21 protein-coding genes are annotated in these 16,821 nt (G+C 75.7%); 3 read left to right on the top strand and 18 right to left on the bottom strand.

The window, feature by feature from the left end; all coding sequences use genetic code 11:
- Positions 1-5: 5 nt before the first annotated feature.
- Together groL and groES are read right to left on the bottom strand one after the other, a co-directional pair.
- Positions 6-1,628 carry a chaperonin GroEL gene (gene groL / locus VKZ81_RS03930; protein WP_324240007.1) on the bottom strand — a complete coding sequence of 541 codons (1,623 nt, stop codon included), beginning with the start codon at positions 1,626-1,628 and terminating at the stop codon, positions 6-8.
- Between the two features lie 92 nt (positions 1,629-1,720).
- Positions 1,721-2,011 (bottom strand): co-chaperone GroES, encoded by a 291-nt coding sequence (gene groES / locus VKZ81_RS03925; protein ID WP_324240006.1) that lies wholly within the window; start codon positions 2,009-2,011, stop codon positions 1,721-1,723.
- 277 nt (positions 2,012-2,288) lie between these two features.
- Here groES and VKZ81_RS03920 point away from each other — a divergent pair, with 277 nt between their 5' ends.
- Positions 2,289-3,221 carry an aldo/keto reductase gene (locus VKZ81_RS03920; RefSeq protein WP_324240005.1) on the top strand — a complete coding sequence of 311 codons (933 nt, stop codon included), beginning with the start codon at positions 2,289-2,291 and terminating at the stop codon, positions 3,219-3,221.
- Here VKZ81_RS03920 and VKZ81_RS03915 read toward each other — a convergent pair.
- On the bottom strand, positions 3,178-4,074 hold the full coding sequence (locus VKZ81_RS03915; protein ID WP_324240004.1) for a DMT family transporter: 897 nt from the start codon (positions 4,072-4,074) through the stop codon (positions 3,178-3,180). The two genes, VKZ81_RS03920 and VKZ81_RS03915, sit on opposite strands and share 44 nt — an antisense overlap.
- An 81-nt stretch (positions 4,075-4,155) precedes the next feature.
- Here VKZ81_RS03915 and VKZ81_RS03910 point away from each other — a divergent pair, with 81 nt between their 5' ends.
- Entirely contained in the window at positions 4,156-4,749 is a 594-nt protein-coding gene (locus tag VKZ81_RS03910) for a CGNR zinc finger domain-containing protein (RefSeq protein WP_324240003.1), read from the top strand.
- On the opposite strand, the gene tsaD is transcribed toward VKZ81_RS03910, so the two are convergent.
- The 8 genes from tsaD to VKZ81_RS03870 form a co-directional block, all read right to left on the bottom strand.
- A complete protein-coding gene (gene tsaD, locus VKZ81_RS03905) occupies positions 4,727-5,767 on the bottom strand; it encodes a tRNA (adenosine(37)-N6)-threonylcarbamoyltransferase complex transferase subunit TsaD (RefSeq protein WP_324240002.1) in 1,041 nt (346 codons plus the stop codon). The genes VKZ81_RS03910 and tsaD overlap by 23 nt on opposite strands.
- Positions 5,764-6,243, bottom strand: a complete 480-nt coding sequence (gene rimI, locus VKZ81_RS03900; RefSeq protein ID WP_324240001.1) for a ribosomal protein S18-alanine N-acetyltransferase — start codon at positions 6,241-6,243, stop codon at positions 5,764-5,766. Before rimI ends, tsaD begins: the two co-directional genes overlap by 4 nt.
- Positions 6,243-6,905, bottom strand: a complete 663-nt coding sequence (gene tsaB, locus VKZ81_RS03895) for a tRNA (adenosine(37)-N6)-threonylcarbamoyltransferase complex dimerization subunit type 1 TsaB (protein WP_324240000.1) — start codon at positions 6,903-6,905, stop codon at positions 6,243-6,245. Before tsaB ends, rimI begins: the two co-directional genes overlap by 1 nt.
- A 16-nt stretch (positions 6,906-6,921) precedes the next feature.
- Positions 6,922-7,644, bottom strand: a complete 723-nt coding sequence (locus tag VKZ81_RS03890; RefSeq protein WP_324239999.1) for an HAD family hydrolase — start codon at positions 7,642-7,644, stop codon at positions 6,922-6,924.
- Entirely contained in the window at positions 7,641-8,099 is a 459-nt protein-coding gene (gene tsaE, locus VKZ81_RS03885) for a tRNA (adenosine(37)-N6)-threonylcarbamoyltransferase complex ATPase subunit type 1 TsaE (protein WP_324239998.1), read from the bottom strand. The genes VKZ81_RS03890 and tsaE overlap by 4 nt, the downstream gene beginning before the upstream one ends.
- Positions 8,096-9,133, bottom strand: a complete 1,038-nt coding sequence (locus tag VKZ81_RS03880; RefSeq protein WP_324239997.1) for an alpha/beta fold hydrolase — start codon at positions 9,131-9,133, stop codon at positions 8,096-8,098. The genes tsaE and VKZ81_RS03880 overlap by 4 nt, the downstream gene beginning before the upstream one ends.
- A gap of 62 nt (positions 9,134-9,195) precedes the next feature.
- Complete coding sequence (alr, locus tag VKZ81_RS03875; RefSeq protein WP_324239996.1) at positions 9,196-10,347, bottom strand: alanine racemase; 1,152 nt, start codon at positions 10,345-10,347, stop codon at positions 9,196-9,198.
- Between the two features lie 31 nt (positions 10,348-10,378).
- Positions 10,379-11,833 (bottom strand): NAD(P)H-hydrate dehydratase, encoded by a 1,455-nt coding sequence (locus tag VKZ81_RS03870; protein ID WP_324239995.1) that lies wholly within the window; start codon positions 11,831-11,833, stop codon positions 10,379-10,381.
- A gap of 85 nt (positions 11,834-11,918) precedes the next feature.
- On the opposite strand from VKZ81_RS03870, the gene VKZ81_RS03865 reads away from it, so the two are divergent.
- Entirely contained in the window at positions 11,919-12,755 is an 837-nt protein-coding gene (locus VKZ81_RS03865; protein WP_324239994.1) for a dienelactone hydrolase family protein, read from the top strand.
- Positions 12,756-12,945: 190 nt separating this feature from the next.
- Here the strand turns inward: VKZ81_RS03865 and VKZ81_RS03860 are convergent, their stop codons facing one another.
- The 7 genes from VKZ81_RS03860 to VKZ81_RS03830 all read right to left on the bottom strand — a co-directional run bounded on the left by VKZ81_RS03860 (position 12,946) and on the right by VKZ81_RS03830 (position 16,786).
- Positions 12,946-13,290 (bottom strand): hypothetical protein, encoded by a 345-nt coding sequence (locus VKZ81_RS03860; protein ID WP_324239993.1) that lies wholly within the window; start codon positions 13,288-13,290, stop codon positions 12,946-12,948.
- A complete protein-coding gene (locus VKZ81_RS03855) occupies positions 13,287-13,553 on the bottom strand; it encodes a hypothetical protein (RefSeq protein ID WP_324239992.1) in 267 nt (88 codons plus the stop codon). The genes VKZ81_RS03860 and VKZ81_RS03855 overlap by 4 nt, the downstream gene beginning before the upstream one ends.
- Before the next feature lie 54 nt (positions 13,554-13,607).
- A complete protein-coding gene (glmM, locus tag VKZ81_RS03850) occupies positions 13,608-14,951 on the bottom strand; it encodes a phosphoglucosamine mutase (protein WP_324239991.1) in 1,344 nt (447 codons plus the stop codon).
- Between the two features lie 4 nt (positions 14,952-14,955).
- On the bottom strand, positions 14,956-15,387 hold the full coding sequence (rpsI, locus tag VKZ81_RS03845) for a 30S ribosomal protein S9 (protein WP_324240025.1): 432 nt from the start codon (positions 15,385-15,387) through the stop codon (positions 14,956-14,958).
- 137 nt (positions 15,388-15,524) lie between these two features.
- Positions 15,525-15,968 carry a 50S ribosomal protein L13 gene (gene rplM / locus VKZ81_RS03840; RefSeq protein WP_324239990.1) on the bottom strand — a complete coding sequence of 148 codons (444 nt, stop codon included), beginning with the start codon at positions 15,966-15,968 and terminating at the stop codon, positions 15,525-15,527.
- Between the two features lie 206 nt (positions 15,969-16,174).
- On the bottom strand, positions 16,175-16,465 hold the full coding sequence (locus VKZ81_RS03835; RefSeq protein WP_324239989.1) for a WXG100 family type VII secretion target: 291 nt from the start codon (positions 16,463-16,465) through the stop codon (positions 16,175-16,177).
- Positions 16,466-16,474: 9 nt separating this feature from the next.
- Complete coding sequence (locus VKZ81_RS03830; protein ID WP_324239988.1) at positions 16,475-16,786, bottom strand: WXG100 family type VII secretion target; 312 nt, start codon at positions 16,784-16,786, stop codon at positions 16,475-16,477.
- Between the last annotated feature and the right edge of the window lie 35 nt (positions 16,787-16,821).

Here is a 16,821-nt window from a genome sequence, read left to right as displayed (position 1 = left end):
GCCGGTCAGTGACCGTGCCCGTGCCCGTGGCCGTGGCCGGCCGCGGCGGGGGCGGGCGGCTCCGGCTTGTCGACGACGGAGCTCTCGGTGGTGAGCACCATCCGGGCGATCGACGCGGCGTTCACCACGGCGGACCGGGTGACCTTGACCGGGTCGACGACGCCGTCGGCCATCAGGTCGCCGTAGGTGAGGGTGGCGGCGTTGAAGCCGTGGCCCCACTCCATCTCCGCGACCTTGCCGACCACGACCGCGCCCTCCTGGCCGCCGTTGGCGGCGATCCAGAACAGCGGCGCGGCCAGCGCCTGGCGCACGATCTTGACGCCGGTGGCCTCGTCACCGGACAGGCCGAGGCCGTCGTCGAGCGCCTTGGCCGCCTGCACCAGCGCGGCCCCGCCGCCGGGGACGATGCCCTCCTCGACCGCGGCCCGGGTGGCCGACACCGCGTCCTCGATGCGGTGCTTGCGCTCCTTGAGGGCGGTCTCGGTGGCCGCACCGGCCTTGATGACCGCGACGCCGCCGGCGAGCTTGGCCAGCCGCTCCTGCAGCTTCTCGCGGTCCCAGTCGGAGTCGGTCTCCTCGATCTCGCGGCGCAGCTGGGCCACGCGCCCGTCGATGGCCTCCTTGGACCCGGCGCCCTCGACGAGGGTGGTGGTGTCCTTGGTGACCACGACGCGCCGCACCCGGCCGAGCAGGTCCAGGCCCGCCTCGGAGAGCTTGAGGCCGACCTCCGGCTTGATGACCGTGCCGCCGGTGGCGATCGCGAGGTCCTCCATGAACGCCTTGCGGCGGTCGCCGAAGAACGGCGACTTCACGGCGGCGACCTTGATCGTCTTGCGGATCGAGTTGACGACGAGGGTGGACAGCGCCTCTCCCTCGACGTCCTCGGCCACGATCAGCAGCGGCTTGCCCTCGCCGAGCACCTTCTCCAGCAGCGGGAGCAGGTCGGCGATCGCGCTGATCTTCTCCTGGTGCAGCAGGACGTAGGCGTCCTCGAGCACCGCCTCCATCGACTCGGCGTCGGTGACGAAGTACGGCGAGAGGTAGCCCTTGTCGAACTGCAGGCCCTCGGTGATCTCCAGCTCGGTGGCGAGCGTGGAGCCCTCCTCGACGGTGATGACGCCGTCGGTGCCGACCTTCTCGAGCGCCTCGCTGATCAGCGAGCCGATCTCCTCCTCGCGGGAGGCGATGGTGCCGACCTGGGCGATGGCCTTCCCCTCGACCGGGATGGCCTTCTCCTTCAGCACCTGCTCGACCTTCTCGGCGGCCGCGGCGATGCCCCGGCCGAGCGCGGTCGGGTTGGCGCCCGCAGCCACGTTGCGCAGGCCGGCGCTGACCATCGCCTGCGCGAGCACGGTGGCGGTGGTGGTGCCGTCACCGGCCACGTCGTTGGTCTTGGTGGCGACGGTCTTCGCGAGCTGGGCGCCCAGGTTCTCGAACGGGTCTTCCAGGTCGATCTCGCGAGCGATGGTGACGCCGTCGTTGGTGACGGTCGGCCCACCGAACTTCTTGTCCAGCACGACGTGGCGCCCCCGCGGACCGAGGGTGACCTTGACCGCGTCGGCCAGCTGGTTCACCCCGCGCTCCAGCGCCCGGCGCGCCGTCTCGTCGAAGCTGATCTGCTTCGGCATGCCTGCCTCTCTCGTTCAGCCCGAAACGCCGCCGCCCCGGCGGCCCGCTCGGTCGAGGGACCACCGGGGCGGCGGCAACACGGAGTGTGGGGTCAGTTGACGACCGCGAGCACGTCGCGGGCGGAGAGGATGAGGTACTCCTCGCCGTTGTACTTGACCTCGGTGCCGCCGTACTTCGAGTAGATGACGACGTCGCCGACCTTCACGTCGAGCGGAATGCGGTTGCCCTTGTCGTCGATGCGGCCCGGGCCGACAGCGAGGACCTTGCCCTCCTGCGGCTTCTCCTTCGCCGTGTCCGGGATGACGATGCCGGACGCGGTGGTGGTCTCGGCCTCACTGGCCTGGACGACGATCCTGTCCTCGAGCGGCTTGATGTTCGCCACTTGATGACCTCCCCTTCCTGGGGTGCTGCACTCGCTGGAATGGTTCTGGTGGACAGCGCGCGGGCGCCCCGTCGTCGCGGGTGCCGGAACGTCCGGGCCGTTCCGTTGGCACTCTACCCACGAGAGTGCCAACGTCTCAACGCAGGTGGGTCCGGTCGACCGGTCGGGTCCCCCGACCGCTGGGCCGTTCGGTCGCGCGGGGTTCGTCGGCGCGTTCGCGCAGTTCGGGGGCACCGCACCCGGCCGTGGTCCACCCTTGCTCGTAGGCTTGGCCACCATGGTGAAGATCGGCTCGAGCGACCTCGAGGTCTCGCGGCTCTGCCTCGGCGGCAACGTCTTCGGGTGGACGGCCGACCGCGACACGTCCTTCGCCGTCCTCGACGCCTACGTCGCCGCGGGCGGGAACTTCGTCGACACCGCGGACTCCTACTTCTGGCGCAAGCCGGGCAACTCCGGCGGCGAGTCCGAGACGATCATCGGCGAGTGGCTGGCCTCCCGGCGCAACCGGGACTCGGTCGTGATCGCCACGAAGGTGGGCTCGTGGCCGAAGCGCAAGGGCCTGTCCGCGCGCAACATCGCCGAGGCCGTCGAGGACTCGCTGCGGCGGCTGCAGACGGACTACATCGACCTCTACTACGCCCACCGCGACGACCCCGACACGCCGCAGGAGGAGACCGCCGACGCCTTCGACGCGCTCGTGAAGGCGGGCAAGGTGCGCGCGATCGGCGCCTCCAACTTCACCGCCGACCGGCTGCGCTCGGCGCTGGAGATCTCCGCGCGGGACGGGCTCGCCTCCTACGTCGCGATCCAGCCGCACTACAACCTGATGGAGCGCGAGGAGTACGAGAACGCGCTCGCTCCGCTGGTGGCGAGCGAGGGCCTGGGCTGCATGCCGTACTACGCGCTCGCGAAGGGCTTCCTCACCGGCAAGTACCGGCCCGACACCGAGGTCGAGAGCGAGCGCGCCGAGGGGGCGCTCGCCTACCTCGACGACCGCGGCCGGGCCGTGCTCGCGGTGCTGGACGAGATCGCGGCGGGCCACGGCGTCCCGGTGCCCGCGGTGGCGCTGGCCTGGCTCGCCGCCCAGCCGACCGTCACCGCGCCGATCGCGAGCGCCCGCACCCCCGAGCAGCTCGAGGGCCTGCTCCCGATGCTGGACCTCGAGCTCACCCAGGACGAGATCCGGCTGCTGTCGCACGTCTCGGCGTGACCGGGGCACGCCCCACCAGCACCACCCCGGCCAGGGTGAGGGCGAGGCCGGCGAGCGTGCTCGGTTCGAGCGGCTGCCCCAGCAGGGGCACGGCGAGCACGGCCGTGACCGGCGGGACGACGTAGAGCAGCCCGCTGACCGCCGCCGCCGTGCCCCGGCGCAGCAGCGCGAAGAGCAGCAGGACCGCGACGCCCGAGTTGACGACGGTGACCCAGGCGAGCGCGCCGGCGCCGACCGCGGTCCGCGGCAGGACGACGCCGCCGTCGACGAGGAAGGCGAGCGGCGCCAGCACGGCGGCACCGACCAGCACCTGAACGGCCGAGCCGGTCCGCAGGTCCATCCGGGCACCGACCCGCTTCTGGTGGACGGTGCCCGCGGCGAACCCGGCGAGCCCCAGCCCGAGCAGGGCGAGCCCCGCGGCGCTCCCGCCGTCGTCGAGGTGGTCGAAGCCCGCGACCAGCGCCCCGGCCACCGCGATCCCCGACCCGAGCCACCCGAGCGGGCCGAGCCGTTCCCCGAGCACCGGACCGCCGAGCGCGGCGACGACCACCGGGCTCAGGCACAGCACCAGCGCGGCCAGCCCCGCCGACACACCGAGCGCGAGCGCGCAGCTCGTCGCGCCGTACTGCACCGCCTGCATCAGCACCCCCGCGACGACCAGGTCGCCCCACTCCCGCCTGCCCCGCGGCCACCGGGCGCCGGTCGCCAAGCCGACCGCGGTGAGCAGCCCACCCGCGAGCACCAGCCGCACCGTCGCGAGCGACAACCCGGGCACCTCCCGCGTGCCGAACCCGCCCGCGAGGAACCCCGAGCTCCACAGCAGGACGAACAGCGGCCCCAACAGCCGGTGCACCCACCCACCTCCATGTAACGGTTTGAACCGTTACATGCTCGGGCGGCAGCTCGTAACCTGTCAACCCGTTACATTGGTGGGGTGCCCGCTTCGCCCGAACTGCGCCTCGACGCAGGCGCCGCCTGGTTGGACCTCCTGGCCAGCGTCGGGAACGCCTACGGCCCCGAGCCCGTCGAGCGGCTCACCGGCCCGGGGGTGGTGCTGCGCTGGCTCGACCACCACGGTCTGACCCCGGAGCGGGAGCCGACCGACGCCGACGTCGCCGCGGCCAAGGCGCTGCGGGAGACGCTGCGGCCGCTCGCGCTGGCCGTGCTCGACCGCACGCCGGTCCCGCCCGAGCCGCTGCGGGCCCTGCAGCGCTGGCTCGACGCCGACGCGCCGGCGCGCGCGGTCGAGCGGGACGGCCGCCCCGCCCTCGCCCCGCCGCCCACCACGGCGGCCGCGCTCGCCCGGGTGGCCCGGCAGGCCCTCGAGCACCTCGGCGGGCCGCAGGCCCAGTACCTGCGCGCGTGCGCCGACGACGAGTGCCGGATGGCCTACCTCGACCCCGGCGGGCGCAGGCGCTGGTGCGCGGCGAACCGCTGCGGGGTGCGGGCGCGCGTGCGGGCCCACCGGGCCCGGGCCCGCGGGGCCGACGACCGAGCCGGCCCGATCAGCCGATCAGCACCTCGGTGACCGGCAACGCGGAGTCGGCGGGCAGGTCGGCCGGGCTGGGCTTCGCGCCCGCGGCGAGGAGGTGGGCGCCGAGCGCGGCGACCATCGCCCCGTTGTCGGTGCACAGCCCGGGGCGCGGCACGCGCAGGGTGATCCCGGCGGCGGCGCAGCGCTCCTCGGCGAGCGCCCGCAGCCGGGAGTTCGCGGCCACGCCGCCGCCGAGGAGCAGCGTCTCGGTGCCGCGCTCGCGGGCGGCGCGCACGGCCTTGGCGGTCAGCACGTCGACCACCGCCTCCTGGAAGCTCGCGGCCACGTCCGCGACGGGGATCGGCGTGCCGTCCCGTTCGAGCGCCTCCACGTGGCGGGCGACGGCCGTCTTCAGGCCGGAGAAGGAGAAGTCGAACGGCGCGTCACGCGGACCGGTGAGGCCGCGGGGGAACGGGATCGCGTTCGGGTCGCCCTCGCGGGCCACGCGGTCGATGTGCGGGCCGCCCGGGAACGGCAGCCCGAGCAGCCGCGCGATCTTGTCGAACGCCTCGCCCGCCGCGTCGTCGATCGTGGCGCCGAGCGGCGTGACCGGGCCTGCGAGGTCGGGCACCTCGAGCAGGCTCGAGTGGCCGCCCGAGACGAGCAGGGCGAGGCACGGCGGCAGCGGCCCGTGCTGCAGCGTGTCGACGGCGACGTGCGCGGCCAGGTGGTTCACCCCGTACAGCGGCACGTCCCACGCGGCGGCGTAGGCCTTCGCGGCCGCGACCCCGACGAGCAGGGCGCCGGCGAGCCCGGGGCCCGCGGTGACGGCGACCGCGGCGACGTCCCGGCCCCGCACGCCGGCCGTGGTGAGCGCGCGGCGCACGGCGGGCACCATCGCCTCCAGGTGGGCCCGCGAGGCGACCTCGGGCACCACCCCGCCGAAGCGGGCGTGCTCGTCCACCGACGACGCCACCTCGTTGGCCAGCAGCTCGACGCGGCCGTCGTCGGCGAGGCGGACCAGGCCGACGCCGGTCTCGTCGCAGGAGGTCTCGATCCCGAGGACGATCATGCCTTCGGCTCCCGCCGCATCGTGTAGGCATCGGCGCCGCTGGGCCGGTAGTAGCGCTTGCGCAGCCCGACGACGCTGAAGCCCTCCGTCTCGTAGAGCGTCCGCGCGGCCTCGTTGTCCGTGCGGACCTCGAGGAACACCGTCGCGCCCACCTCGTCGGCGATCGCGAGCAGCCCGCGCAGCAGGGCCCGGCCGATGCCGCGGCGCTGGTGGGCGGGGTCGACGCCGATCGTGTGGATCTCCGCCTCGGCGTGCGGCGGGCCCGCGACGAACCCGAGCCCCGCGTACCCGACGAGCAGGTCGCCGTCGCGCGCGGCGAGGTAGGGGTGGCCCGCCCGCAGCTCCTCGCGGAACGCGCGCTCGCTCCACGGGTCGTCGCCGGGGAAGAGCAGCCGCTCCAGCTCGGCGCAGCGCGGCGCATCCGACTCGCGCAGCGCGTCGATCCGCACCGCCTTGCTCGGCACCGGCGCGGACATCAGGCGGTCACCCGCTTGCGGGCGCCGGGTTCCGCGGCGTCGGGCCGGCGCAGGTAGAGCGGCACCAACGGCTCCGGGGCCGCGCCCGCGCGCAGGGCGGGGGCCGCCACCGCGACGAGCCCGCCCGGCGACGGCGACTCCGGCGGGCGCACCGGCAGCCCGGCCAGCGCGGCCGACCCGCCCGCGGCCGCGACGGCGCCCAGCTCGTGCGCGCGCTCGGCCATCGCGGCCGGGGCCTGCACGTGCGGCCCGTCCGTCCGCTGCCCGGCCTCGTCGTAGGCGGCCCAGTAGACCTCGCGCCGCCGCGCGTCGGTGACCACGACCAGCGGGCCGTCCCCGGCCGCGTCGACCGCGATCGCATCGAGCGAGCACACGCCGTGCACCGGGATCTCCAGCGCGTCGCCCAGCGCCGCCGCGGTGACCATCCCGACCCGCAGCCCGGTGAACGGCCCCGGCCCGACGCCCACGACCACCGCGTCGATCCCGGACAGCGACGTGCCCGCGTCGGCGCACGCGGCCTGCACGGCGGGCATCAGCAGCTCGGCGTGCTTGCGCCCGTCCCGCTCGACGCGCGCGGACCGCACGAGGACGGCGTCCGGGGTCAGCTCGACGACACCCGCGGTGATCGCAGGGGTGGCGGTGTCGACGGCCAGGACCAGCACGCCGTCGAGCCTACGGTCACCAGCCGGCGATGAGGTCCGGCAGGTCCGCGAGGCGGTGCAGCACGGCGTCGGGGTGGACGTCGACCGGCACCTGTTGGACCACCGGGATGTCGGAGTGGGGCACGAGCACGGCGCGCATGCCGACCCCCTTCGCCCCGCTGATGTCGTCGTAGGGGCGGTCGCCGACGTAGACGCACCGCCCCGGGTCGTCGACGCCCACGGCGTCCATCGCGGCCCGGAACGCCTCGGGGTGCGGCTTGGTCCACTCCAGCTCGCTCGACCAGACGCAGGCGTCGAACAGGTGGAGCACGCCGTCGGTGCGGAACCGCTCCTCGTGCCACTCCCGCGGCCACGACGTCGACGACAGCACGCCGAGCTTCAGGCCGCGTTCGCGCAGGGCGGCGAGCACCGGCCCCGCCTCGGGGTCGGTGGGCATCTGCCCGAACCAGAACTCGCGGTGCGTGGCCAGCGCCGACTCCCGGACCTCGGCGGGCACGTCCGCCGGGTGGTGGTCGGCGGCGTCGGCGAGCACCTGCTCGAGGGTGAACGCCCGGTGCTCCTCCCGGGCGGCGGCCCAGCGGGCGTCCTCGGCGGCCAGCAGCGCGTCCGCGAGCGCCGCGGCGCGTTCGGTGTCGCCGTCGTGCAGCACCTCGGCGAGCAGGCGCCATCCCTCCAGGTTGTCGATCGTCTTCCAGGGGGTGAGCGTGCCGCCCCAGTCGAAGATGACCGCTTCGATCACGCCGCCTCCATGCGGGTCACGGTGGCCGTTCGCACGTCGTCGGGTCGGCGTTGCAGCCGCACCAGCAGGTGCCGCGGCGCGAGCCGCTCCGCGACGCCCTCGCCCCACTCCACCACGACGACGGCCTCGGCGAGGTCGGTGTCGAGGTCGAGGTCGTCGAGCTCGGCGGCGCCGCCGAGCCGGTAGGCGTCGACGTGCACGAGCGGCACCCCGCGGCCGCCGGGCAGCGGGCGGTGCTCCCGGGCGATCACGAACGTCGGCGAGGTGACCGGGCCCGCCACCCCGAGCCCGCGGGCGATGCCGCGCACCAGCACCGTCTTGCCCGCGCCCAGCGGCCCGGACAGCACGACGAGGTCCCCCGGTCCGAGCTCGGCGGCGAGCCGCTCCCCGAGCGCCTCGGTGTCGGCGGGCTCGGGGAGCACGTGCTCGACGTCCAGCTCCAACCCCGCGGTCACGCCCGCCACCGGAACCGGCGCGGGCGGACCCGCTCGGCGCTGCGCCGGATGAGCTCGATGAGCGCCTCGTCCATCGCGGCGGGCTGCTCGAGCATCGGCAGGTGCCCGACCCCCTCGTAGTGGACGAGCCGCGCCGCGGGCAGCTCCGCCGCGATCACGTCGCTGTGGGTCACCGGGATCACCCGGTCGGCGGTGCCCGCCGCCACGAGCACCTCGCACCCGGAGAGCGCGGGCAGCGCGGCCACCCGGTTGTGGCTGTTGACCGTGTCGGCGAAATCGATGAGCGCGTCGACGGCGTTGGCGCTGATCATCGTGTCGACCAGGTCGACCAGCCACGGCGCGACGTTGTGGTCGCCGTAGGCGAACTTGCGGGTGAGCGACCAGATCACGTCGCCCAGCGCGCGCCGCGCCGTCTCCACCAGCGTGGGCTGCGCCCTGGCGAGCAGGCCGACGGCCCGGGTGAGCGGGTTGTGCCGGGACAGCAGCGTGCCGGGGAGGCCGCCGCTCGCCACCTCGCCCGCCGACGTCGAGATCAGCGCGACCCCGGCCACCCGCTCGGCGAACAGCGCCGGGTTCTGCTCGGCGAGCGCCATGATCGTCATGCCGCCCATGGAGTGGCCGACGAGCACGAGCGGGCCCTCGGGGGCGAGCGCCCTGATCACCGCGTCCAGGTCGCGGCCCAGCTGCTCGATGGTGCAGCTCTCCCGCGGCGCGCGCTCGGACCGGCCGTGGCTGCGCTGGTCGTAGAGCACGATCCGGATCGAGGGATCGGTGAGCGCGGGCAGCGACTGGCGCTGGAAGTGCCACGTGCGCCGGTCGAGCGCGAAGCCGTGCACGAGCACGACGGTGAGCGCCGGGTTGCCGTCCTTGGCCTCGATCTCCTCCGCCGAGATGCGCACCCCGTCGTCGGCCGTGACCGACGACGGTTCGCTCTGCGGCAGGCCCGCGAGCTGCGGCGGCTTCTCCGCCAGCTGCTCGGCCAGGCGCCTGCGCTCCGCCGCGACCCGCGAGTGCTTGCGGGCCGCCACGCCCACGGCGACTCCCGTGACCGCAGCGCCCGCGGCGCCGGCCACCGTTGTCCAGATCTGTCCTCGTCTCACCCTGTGGTCCCGGTGTGGGTGCGGGTCACGCGCCTGCGGTGCACGCCCGTCACGATCTCGTAGTGGATGGTTCCGAGCGCGTCCGCCCAGTCCTGGGCGGTCGGCTCGCCGTCGTCACCGGGGCCGAAGAACACCGCCGGGTCGCCTTCCCGGACGGTCGCGTCCCCGCAGTCCACGACCACCTGGTCCATGCTCACGCGGCCGACGACGGGGCGCCGCTCGCCGGCGAGCAGCACCTCCATCCGCCCGCTCAGCCTGCGCGGCACGCCGTCGGCGTACCCGAGCGGGACGAGCGCGAGGGTGGTCTCGCGGGGGGTGGTCCACTCGTGCCCGTACGACACGCCCTCGCCCGCGGGCACCCGCTTGACCAGCGCCACCCGCCCGCGCAGCGTCATCGCGGGCCGCAGCGGGGTGTCGGCGACCGGGCGGCCGAGCGGGTCGAGCCCGTACACCGCGATGCCCGGCCGCACGAGGTCGAAGTGCAGGTCGGGCCGGGTGAGCGTGGCGGCGGCGTTGGCGAGGTGGCGGATCGGGGTGAACCCGCGCTCGCGGGCCGCCTGCCAGGCCGCGGTGAGCCGCGCCGCCTGGACGTCGAGGCTCGGGTGGTCGGGGACGTCGGCGTTGGCCAGGTGCGACCAGACCGCCACGACTTCGACGTGCCCGTCGGCGGCCGCCTTCTCGACGTCGTCGAGCAGCGCGGGCCAGTCCGCGGGCTGCGCCCCGTTCCGGCACATCCCGGTGTCGGCCTTGAGGTGCACCCGGGCCGGCCGGCCGGCCCGCCTGGCGCCGGCGACGACCGCGGCCAGGTGCGCCCGCGACGCGACCGACAGGTCGACGGCGGTGGCGACGGCCTCGGTGAAGTCCTCGTCGGGCAGGTGCAGCCACGACAGCAGCGGCGCCGTGATGCCCGCCGCCCGCAGCTCGGCGGCCTCCTCGAGGGTGCAGACGCCCAGCCAGGAGGCGCCCGCGGCGAGCGCGGCCTCCCCGACCGCGACCGCGCCGTGGCCGTACCCGTCGGCCTTGACCACGGCCATCAGCTCGGCCGTCGGGGCCGCTTCCCGCAGCACCCCGACGTTGTGCCGGACGGCGGCGAGGTCGACGAGGGCCTCTGCCCTCGGCGCGCTCGACGGAGACTCCACGACGGCCATCATCGCATCCAGCGCGGGCTGCGCATCCCGGCTAACCAGCACACCCCGCCGCGGCGCGCACGGAGCGGATCGCCTCCGGGAGCGCGGCCTGCAGGCGCGACGCGGGCGCCGGAGCGCCCCGCGCGGCCAGCTCGGCGGCCAGGCCGTGCACGTACGCCGCGCAGCCCGCCGCCCACCACGGCTCGAGGCCCGCGGCGAGCAGCGCGCCGATCACGCCGGTCAGCACGTCCCCGGAGCCCGCGGTGGCCGCCCACGACGACGGTGCCGGCTGGACCAGCGCGCGCCCGTCGGGATCGGCGACGACCGTGGCGTTGCCCTTGAGCAGCACGGTGACGCCCAGCTCGGCGGCCGCCCTGCGCGCGGCGCCGATGCGGTCGGTGCCCACCTCGCCCGCCACCCGGGCGAACTCGCGGTCGTGCGGGGTGAGCACCACCGGCCGCCCCCGCAGCGCCTCGCGGAGGTCGTCGTGCGCGGCGAGCAGCGTGATCCCGTCGGCGTCCACGCACAGCGGCACCTCCTCGGCGATGGCGGCCTCCAGCACCTCGCGGCCCACCTCGTCGGTGCCGATGCCCGGCCCGACGGCCCAGGCCTGCACCCGTCCCGCCTCCTCGATCGAGCCGGTGGCCACGACCTCGGGCCAGTGGTCGCGCACCCCGGGCGCCGCGCTGCCTGCGAAGCGCACCATGCCGCTCGTGGCGAGCGCCGCGGCGCCCGCGGCCAGCACGGCCGCGCCCGGGTAGAGCGCGGACCCGGCCGCGATCCCCGTCACGCCCTGGGTGTACTTGTCGTCGGCCGGGCCGGGGACGGGCCAGCGCGAGCCCACGTCCGGGGCGTCGAGCACGTGGGCGTGCGGCTCGGGCAGCAGCGGCGTGAGGCCGATGTCCACCAGGTGCACCGGGCCGCAGCGGGCCGCGGCGAGCACGTGCACCGGTTTGAGCGCGCCGAACGTCACCGTGGCCGCCGCGGTGACCGCGGGCCCGTCGACGGCGCCCGTGTCCGGGTCGACCCCGCTGGGCAGGTCGACGGCGAGCACCGGCACGCCGGCCCCGTCGGCCGCCGCCACCAGGCGGGCCGCGGGCTCGCGCAGCGCCCCGCGGCCGGAGATGCCCACGATCCCGTCGATCACGAGGTCGGCGCCGGGCACGGCGACCACGCCCGCCTGCGCGTCCACCACACGCCCGCCCGCGCGCACCAGCGCGGCGAGCCCGGCCGGGTGCGCCCGCTCCGGGTTGAGCAGCACGGCCGTGACGCCCACGCCGCGCCTGCGCAGGTCCGCGCCGGCCCACAGCGCGTCGCCGCCGTTGTTGCCCGCGCCGACGAGCAGCACGACCCGCCTGCCCGCGACCGGGCCGCCCGCCGCGAGCATCCGGCGGGCCTGCACCGCGAGCCCGAACGCCGCGCGCCGCATCAGGGCGCCCTCCGGGGTGCGCCCGAGCAGCACGGCCTCGGCGTCGCGCACCTGCTGAGCAGTCCAGACCCCCCGCATGGGAGCGAGCGTAGGACCGATCGTCCGCGGGTGTCGCGCGCGTCGGCGTCGCCGACACCCGACCGGGGCCGCTAACGTGCGCACCGTGACCCGCACCCGCTCCGCCGTCCGGCCGCCCGAGGTCCGCGGGGCCAAGGACGCCGTCGAGCAGCTGTCGCGCCCCGGCCCGCACCCCGTGCTGCGCGGCGACCTCGGCATGGTCGGCCTCCCCGGCGTCGTGTTCGCGCCCGAGGCGGGGCTCGGGCTGCCCGCCGTCGCGTTCGGCCACGACTGGCTGCAGCCCCCGCAGCGCTACGCCGACCTGCTGCGCCACCTCGCGTCGTGGGGCTTCGTGGCCGCCGCCCCCGGCAGCCACCGCGGCCCGCTGCCCAGCCACGCCGGCTTCGCCGCCGACCTGCGCACCGCGCTCGACGTGTGCGTCGGCGTGCGCCTCGGCGACGGGCGGATCAGCGTGGACGCCCGCCGCACCGCGTTCGCGGGCCACGGGATCGGCGGCGCGGCCGCGCTGATGGCCGCCCAGGGGCACCAGCGGGTCGGGGCGGTCGTCACGCTCGCCGTGGCGCAGACCCACACGGCGGTGCACGACGCCGCGCGCGCTGTCACCGTGCCGGTGCTGCACCTGGCCGCGGGGAAGGACACCGTCACCCCGCCCGCGGGCAACGCCGAGCCGGTCGCCGCCGCGGCGGGCGGCCCGGTGTGGCTGCGGACCATCAACAAGGCCACCCACACCGGTTTCCTCGAGGGCAGGCACTGGAGCGACTTCGTGCTCTCCGGCGGCCCCGACGCGAAGACCCGCCGGCTCACCCGCGCCCTGGTCACCGCGTTCCTCATGCACCACCTGCTGGGCGAGGACCGGCTCGAGGTGCTGGTCGACGGCAAGGTGCCCGGCACCACCCTCACCCGCCCGCGGGTCGCGCCCTGAGCACAGGCGAGTCGCGGTCTCGGTGTGGGTGAGTCGCGCCCCCACCACCGGCGAGTCGCGCCGTGGGTGCGCGCGAGCCGCGGGCTGGGTGCGCGCGAGTCGCAGGCTGGGTGCGCGCGAGCCGCGGTGTGGGTGACGGCGAGTCACGCCCCGAGCTGAGCGCGGGCGCGTCGCGGTCCGCGTGCGCTGATCAACCGAGCCGGGGCGGGTCGATCTCGGCGATCCGCATCCCCCGCTCCTCCCCGACGCGCTGGGCCTGCGTGCCGCCGAGGCGGATCCCGGTCCGGCCGCCCGCCGGCGAGCCCGCGGCCGCCTCCCGCGCGTACGCCCCGCCCAGCTCGGCCGCGGCGTCCGCCTCCCGCCCGAGCCGGCTGCCGAGCCGTGCCGCGCGATCGGCCCACTCGCGGCCGCGGTCGTCCGGCCAGTCCCGGGCGAGCGAGTCGCCCAGCTCGGCGGCCCGCCTGCCCACGTCCAGCAGCACCTCGGCGAGCCGGGCGGACCACCGCGCCGCGTCGCCGAACGGGTCGGCGTTCACCGCGGCCCCAGCGCGTCGCCGATCCGGGCGAGCGCGGCCGCCACGTCGCCCTCGACCGCGGACCCCGCGGCCGCGACACCGCGCAGCACGGCGGCGAGCTCGGTGAGCTCCGCCGCGGCCGCCTCGACGACGCCCCGCAGCCGCTCGGCCTCACCGTCGTCCGGTGCTCCGCGCAGCGCCTCGTGCAGCTCGTCGGCGAGCCCGGACGCGCGGCGTGCGTGGTGGTCCAGCGCGTCCGGACGCAGGTGCAGCTCGGGTGGCATGCGCCGATGGTGCCCCGCGAACGCCCGGCCCCGGGGCCGAACGCGAGAACTCGGCTACCGGACGGCGGCGACGACCTCGGCCAGCCGGATCGCGGTGGCCTCCGCCTGCTCGGCCGAGGGCGCCTCGACCATCACACGCACCAGCTGCTCGGTGCCCGACGGCCGCAGCAGCACCCGCCCGGCCCCCCCGAGCGCGACCTCGGCCTTCTCGACCGCCTCGCGAACGGCGGCCGACGCGGCCACCGCGGCCTTGTCGGCGACGCGCACGTTCCGCAGCACCTGCGGCAGCGGCGTGACGATCGAGGCGAGGTCGGCGAGGGTGCGGCCGGTGGCGGTCATGCGGGCCATGAGCCGCAGCGCGGTGAGCAGGCCGTCGCCGGTGGTGGCGTAGCGGGGCATGACCACGTGCCCGGACTGCTCGCCCCCGAGGCTGTAGCCGCCCTGGCGCAGCTCCTCGAGCACGTACCGGTCCCCGACGGCGGTGGTGCGCACGGCGATGCCCACCTCGCGCATCGCGAGGTGCAGGCCGAGGTTGCTCATGACGGTCGCGACGAGCGTGTCGTGGGCGAGCTCACCCGCCTCCCGCATGGCGACGGCGAGGACGGCCATGATCTGGTCGCCGTCGACCTCGGCGCCGGTGGCGTCGACGGCGAGACAGCGGTCGGCGTCGCCGTCGTGGGCGATGCCGAGGTCGGCGCCGTGGGCGCGGACGGCCTCGCGCAGCGGCCCGATGTGGGTGGAGCCGACCCCGTCGTTGATGTTGAGCCCGTCCGGCTCGGCGTGCAGCGCCACGACGTCGGCGCCCGCGCGCCGATAGGTCTCCGGGGCGACGGTCGAGGCGGCGCCGTGCGCGCAGTCGACGACCACGCGCAGCCCGGACAGCGAGCCCGGGGTGACGGAGAGCAGGTGGTCGCGGTACCGCTCGGTCGCGTCGGCGAGATCGCGGACGCGACCGATGGCCGCGCCGGTGGGCCGTTCCGCGGCGGCGCCGATGCCGTCCTCGACCGCGCTCTCCACCGAGTCGGGGAGCTTGTGCCCGCCCGCCGCGAACAGCTTGATGCCGTTGTCGGGCATCGGGTTGTGCGACGCGGAGATCATCACCCCGAAGTCGGCCCCGAGGTCGGCGACGAGGAACGCCACCGCGGGCGTGGGCAGGACCCCGACGCGCACGGCGTCGGCGCCGGCCGAGGTGAGCCCGGCGACGACCGCGGCCTCGAGCATCTCGCCGCTCGCGCGCGGGTCGCGGCCGACGACGGCGACCGGACGGCGCGAGCGGTCGCGCTCGGCGAGCACGCGGGCGGCGGACGCGGAGAGCGCGACGGCGAGCTCCGGGGTGAGGAGCTCGCCGTTGGCCAGTCCGCGGACGCCGTCGGTGCCGAACAGACGCCGTGCGCTCAAGGCGTCAGCGCTTGCTGTACTGAGGCGCCTTGCGGGCCTTCTTGAGGCCGTACTTCTTGCGCTCGATGACGCGCGCGTCGCGGGTGAGGAAGCCGGCCTTCTTCAGCGGCGGGCGGTCCTCCGCGTCGGCCTCGACGAGCGCGCGGGCGATCGCCAGGCGCAGCGCACCGGCCTGGCCGGAGGTGCCGCCGCCCTTGAGGTTGGCGTAGATGTCGTAGCGGTCGGTCTTCTCGACCGTGACGAGCGGCTCCCGGATCAGCTGCTGGTGCAGCTTGCTCGGGAAGTACTCCTCGAGGGACCGGCCGTTGAGGCGGAACTCGCCCGACCCGGGGACCAGCCGGACCCGGACCACGGCCTCCTTGCGGCGGCCGACGGTCTGGATCGGGCGGTCGGAGTAGACGGCCGGGATCTCGGGCAGCGCGACGTCGGCGCCGATCTCGGTGTCGTACGCGTCGGTCGCGTCGGCGTACTCGGTGGCCTCGGCGTCGACCGCAGCCTCCTCGACGGCCTCGTACTCGGACTCGGGGGTGGTCACGGGCTGTCCCTCTTCTGGCGTGGTCGCGTCTGGGTACGTCACTGGGCGACCTGGGTGATCTCGAACGCGGCCGGCTTCTGCGCGGCGTGCGGGTGGTCGGGGCCGGCGTAGACCTTGAGCTTCTTCGCCATCGCCCGGCCGAGGCGGTTCTTCGGGAGCATGCCCTTGACCGCCTTCTCGACGAGCCGGTCCGGGTGCTTCTCCAGCATCTCGCCGACCGTGCGCTTCTTCAGCCCGCCGGGGTAGCCGCTGTGCCGGTAGACGAACTTGTTGTCGCGCTTGGTGCCGCTGACGGCGACCTTGTCGGCGTTGACGATGATGACGAAGTCGCCCGTGTCCATGTGGGGGGCGTAGGTCGGCTTGTGCTTGCCGCGCAGCAAGGTGGCGGCGTGCGATGCGAGGCGCCCGAGCACCACGTCGGTGGCATCGATCACGTGCCAGGCGCGGGAGATCTCGCCGGGCTTGGGGCTGTACGTGGGCACGGACCTACCTCGTCGATGTCGTCTGCTCGTGGGAGCTGCCTCTGGTGCATGAGTGCGGCATGCTGGGGCGCCGGGCCCGTTGGGCGGGCCGTGCGGGCCGTGGTGGCACGGCCGCGGGTGTCCACCCGCCGCACATCGAATAACGAGGGTACCCGGCGCGTCGGAGGGGGTGCAAAACGCCCCCCTCCGACGCCCGCTGCGACGCCTCAGCCGCGCCACCGAGCGGCGTTGACCCGCTCGACGTGCTGGTAGTTCTCGTTCGCCGCGCCGAGCGCGACGCCGATCCTGCCCAGCACGTTCGTGAGGCCCTCGGCGGCGGTGTCCCACTGGCGCTGCCTGGCCCGGTACTCGGCGGCGGCCTGGCCCTGCCACGTGGCGACCAGGGGCGCGAGGAACCGCTTCAGCTCGTCCAGCTGCGTGGTCATCCGCCCGGCCGCGCCCGCGACGTCGGCCTGCGCGGCCTCGAGCGCCGCGAACGTGACGACGATCTCGCTCATCGCTCCCCCTCAGCCCAGCGCCGCGCGGATCGCGGACATGTCGCCCGCCTGCTGGTCCTCCTGGGCCTGGTAGCTCACCCCGCTGCCCCGGATCGACTCGCCGATGCCGCGCAGCGCGTCGTTGAGCGCCTTCGCGTCGGCCTCCCAGCGGGCCATGAGGTTGGCGAACTCGGTGGCGGCCCTGCCCCGCCACGCCCCCGCGAGCGGCGCGAGCCGGGCGCGCAGCGTGGCGAGGTCGTTCTGCACCGTGTCGTTCACGGCGAGCACGTGCTGCGCCGCGGCCTGCATCTCCTCGACGCTCGTGCCGAATCCCTGGGTCATGCCGGTCCCCTTCCGTGCGGTTGCCGCCACGCTCG

The organism is Pseudonocardia sp. (assembly GCF_035305885.1).
Taxonomy (GTDB): Bacteria; Actinomycetota; Actinomycetes; order Mycobacteriales; family Pseudonocardiaceae; genus Pseudonocardia.
Note: the sequence above shows the minus strand (reverse complement) of the source record. Positions and strands in the feature narration are given on the sequence as shown.

What these genes read in the sequence shown, in the direction of transcription:
- VKZ81_RS03920 (WP_324240005.1), top strand. Translation starts at nt 2,289, where the DNA reads ATGGTGAAGATCGGCTCGAGCGACCTCGAGGTCTCGCGGCTCTGCCTC.
- VKZ81_RS03835 (WP_324239989.1), bottom strand. Translation starts at nt 16,465, where the DNA reads ATGAGCGAGATCGTCGTCACGTTCGCGGCGCTCGAGGCCGCGCAGGCC.
- tsaD (WP_324240002.1), bottom strand. Translation starts at nt 5,767, where the DNA reads ATGATCGTCCTCGGGATCGAGACCTCCTGCGACGAGACCGGCGTCGGC.
- VKZ81_RS03870 (WP_324239995.1), bottom strand. Translation starts at nt 11,833, where the DNA reads ATGCGGGGGGTCTGGACTGCTCAGCAGGTGCGCGACGCCGAGGCCGTG.
- rimI (WP_324240001.1), bottom strand. Translation starts at nt 6,243, where the DNA reads ATGTCCGCGCCGGTGCCGAGCAAGGCGGTGCGGATCGACGCGCTGCGC.
- groL (WP_324240007.1), bottom strand. Translation starts at nt 1,628, where the DNA reads ATGCCGAAGCAGATCAGCTTCGACGAGACGGCGCGCCGGGCGCTGGAG.
- VKZ81_RS03855 (WP_324239992.1), bottom strand. Translation starts at nt 13,553, where the DNA reads ATGCCACCCGAGCTGCACCTGCGTCCGGACGCGCTGGACCACCACGCA.
- VKZ81_RS03830 (WP_324239988.1), bottom strand. Translation starts at nt 16,786, where the DNA reads ATGACCCAGGGATTCGGCACGAGCGTCGAGGAGATGCAGGCCGCGGCG.
- alr (WP_324239996.1), bottom strand. Translation starts at nt 10,347, where the DNA reads ATGGCCGTCGTGGAGTCTCCGTCGAGCGCGCCGAGGGCAGAGGCCCTC.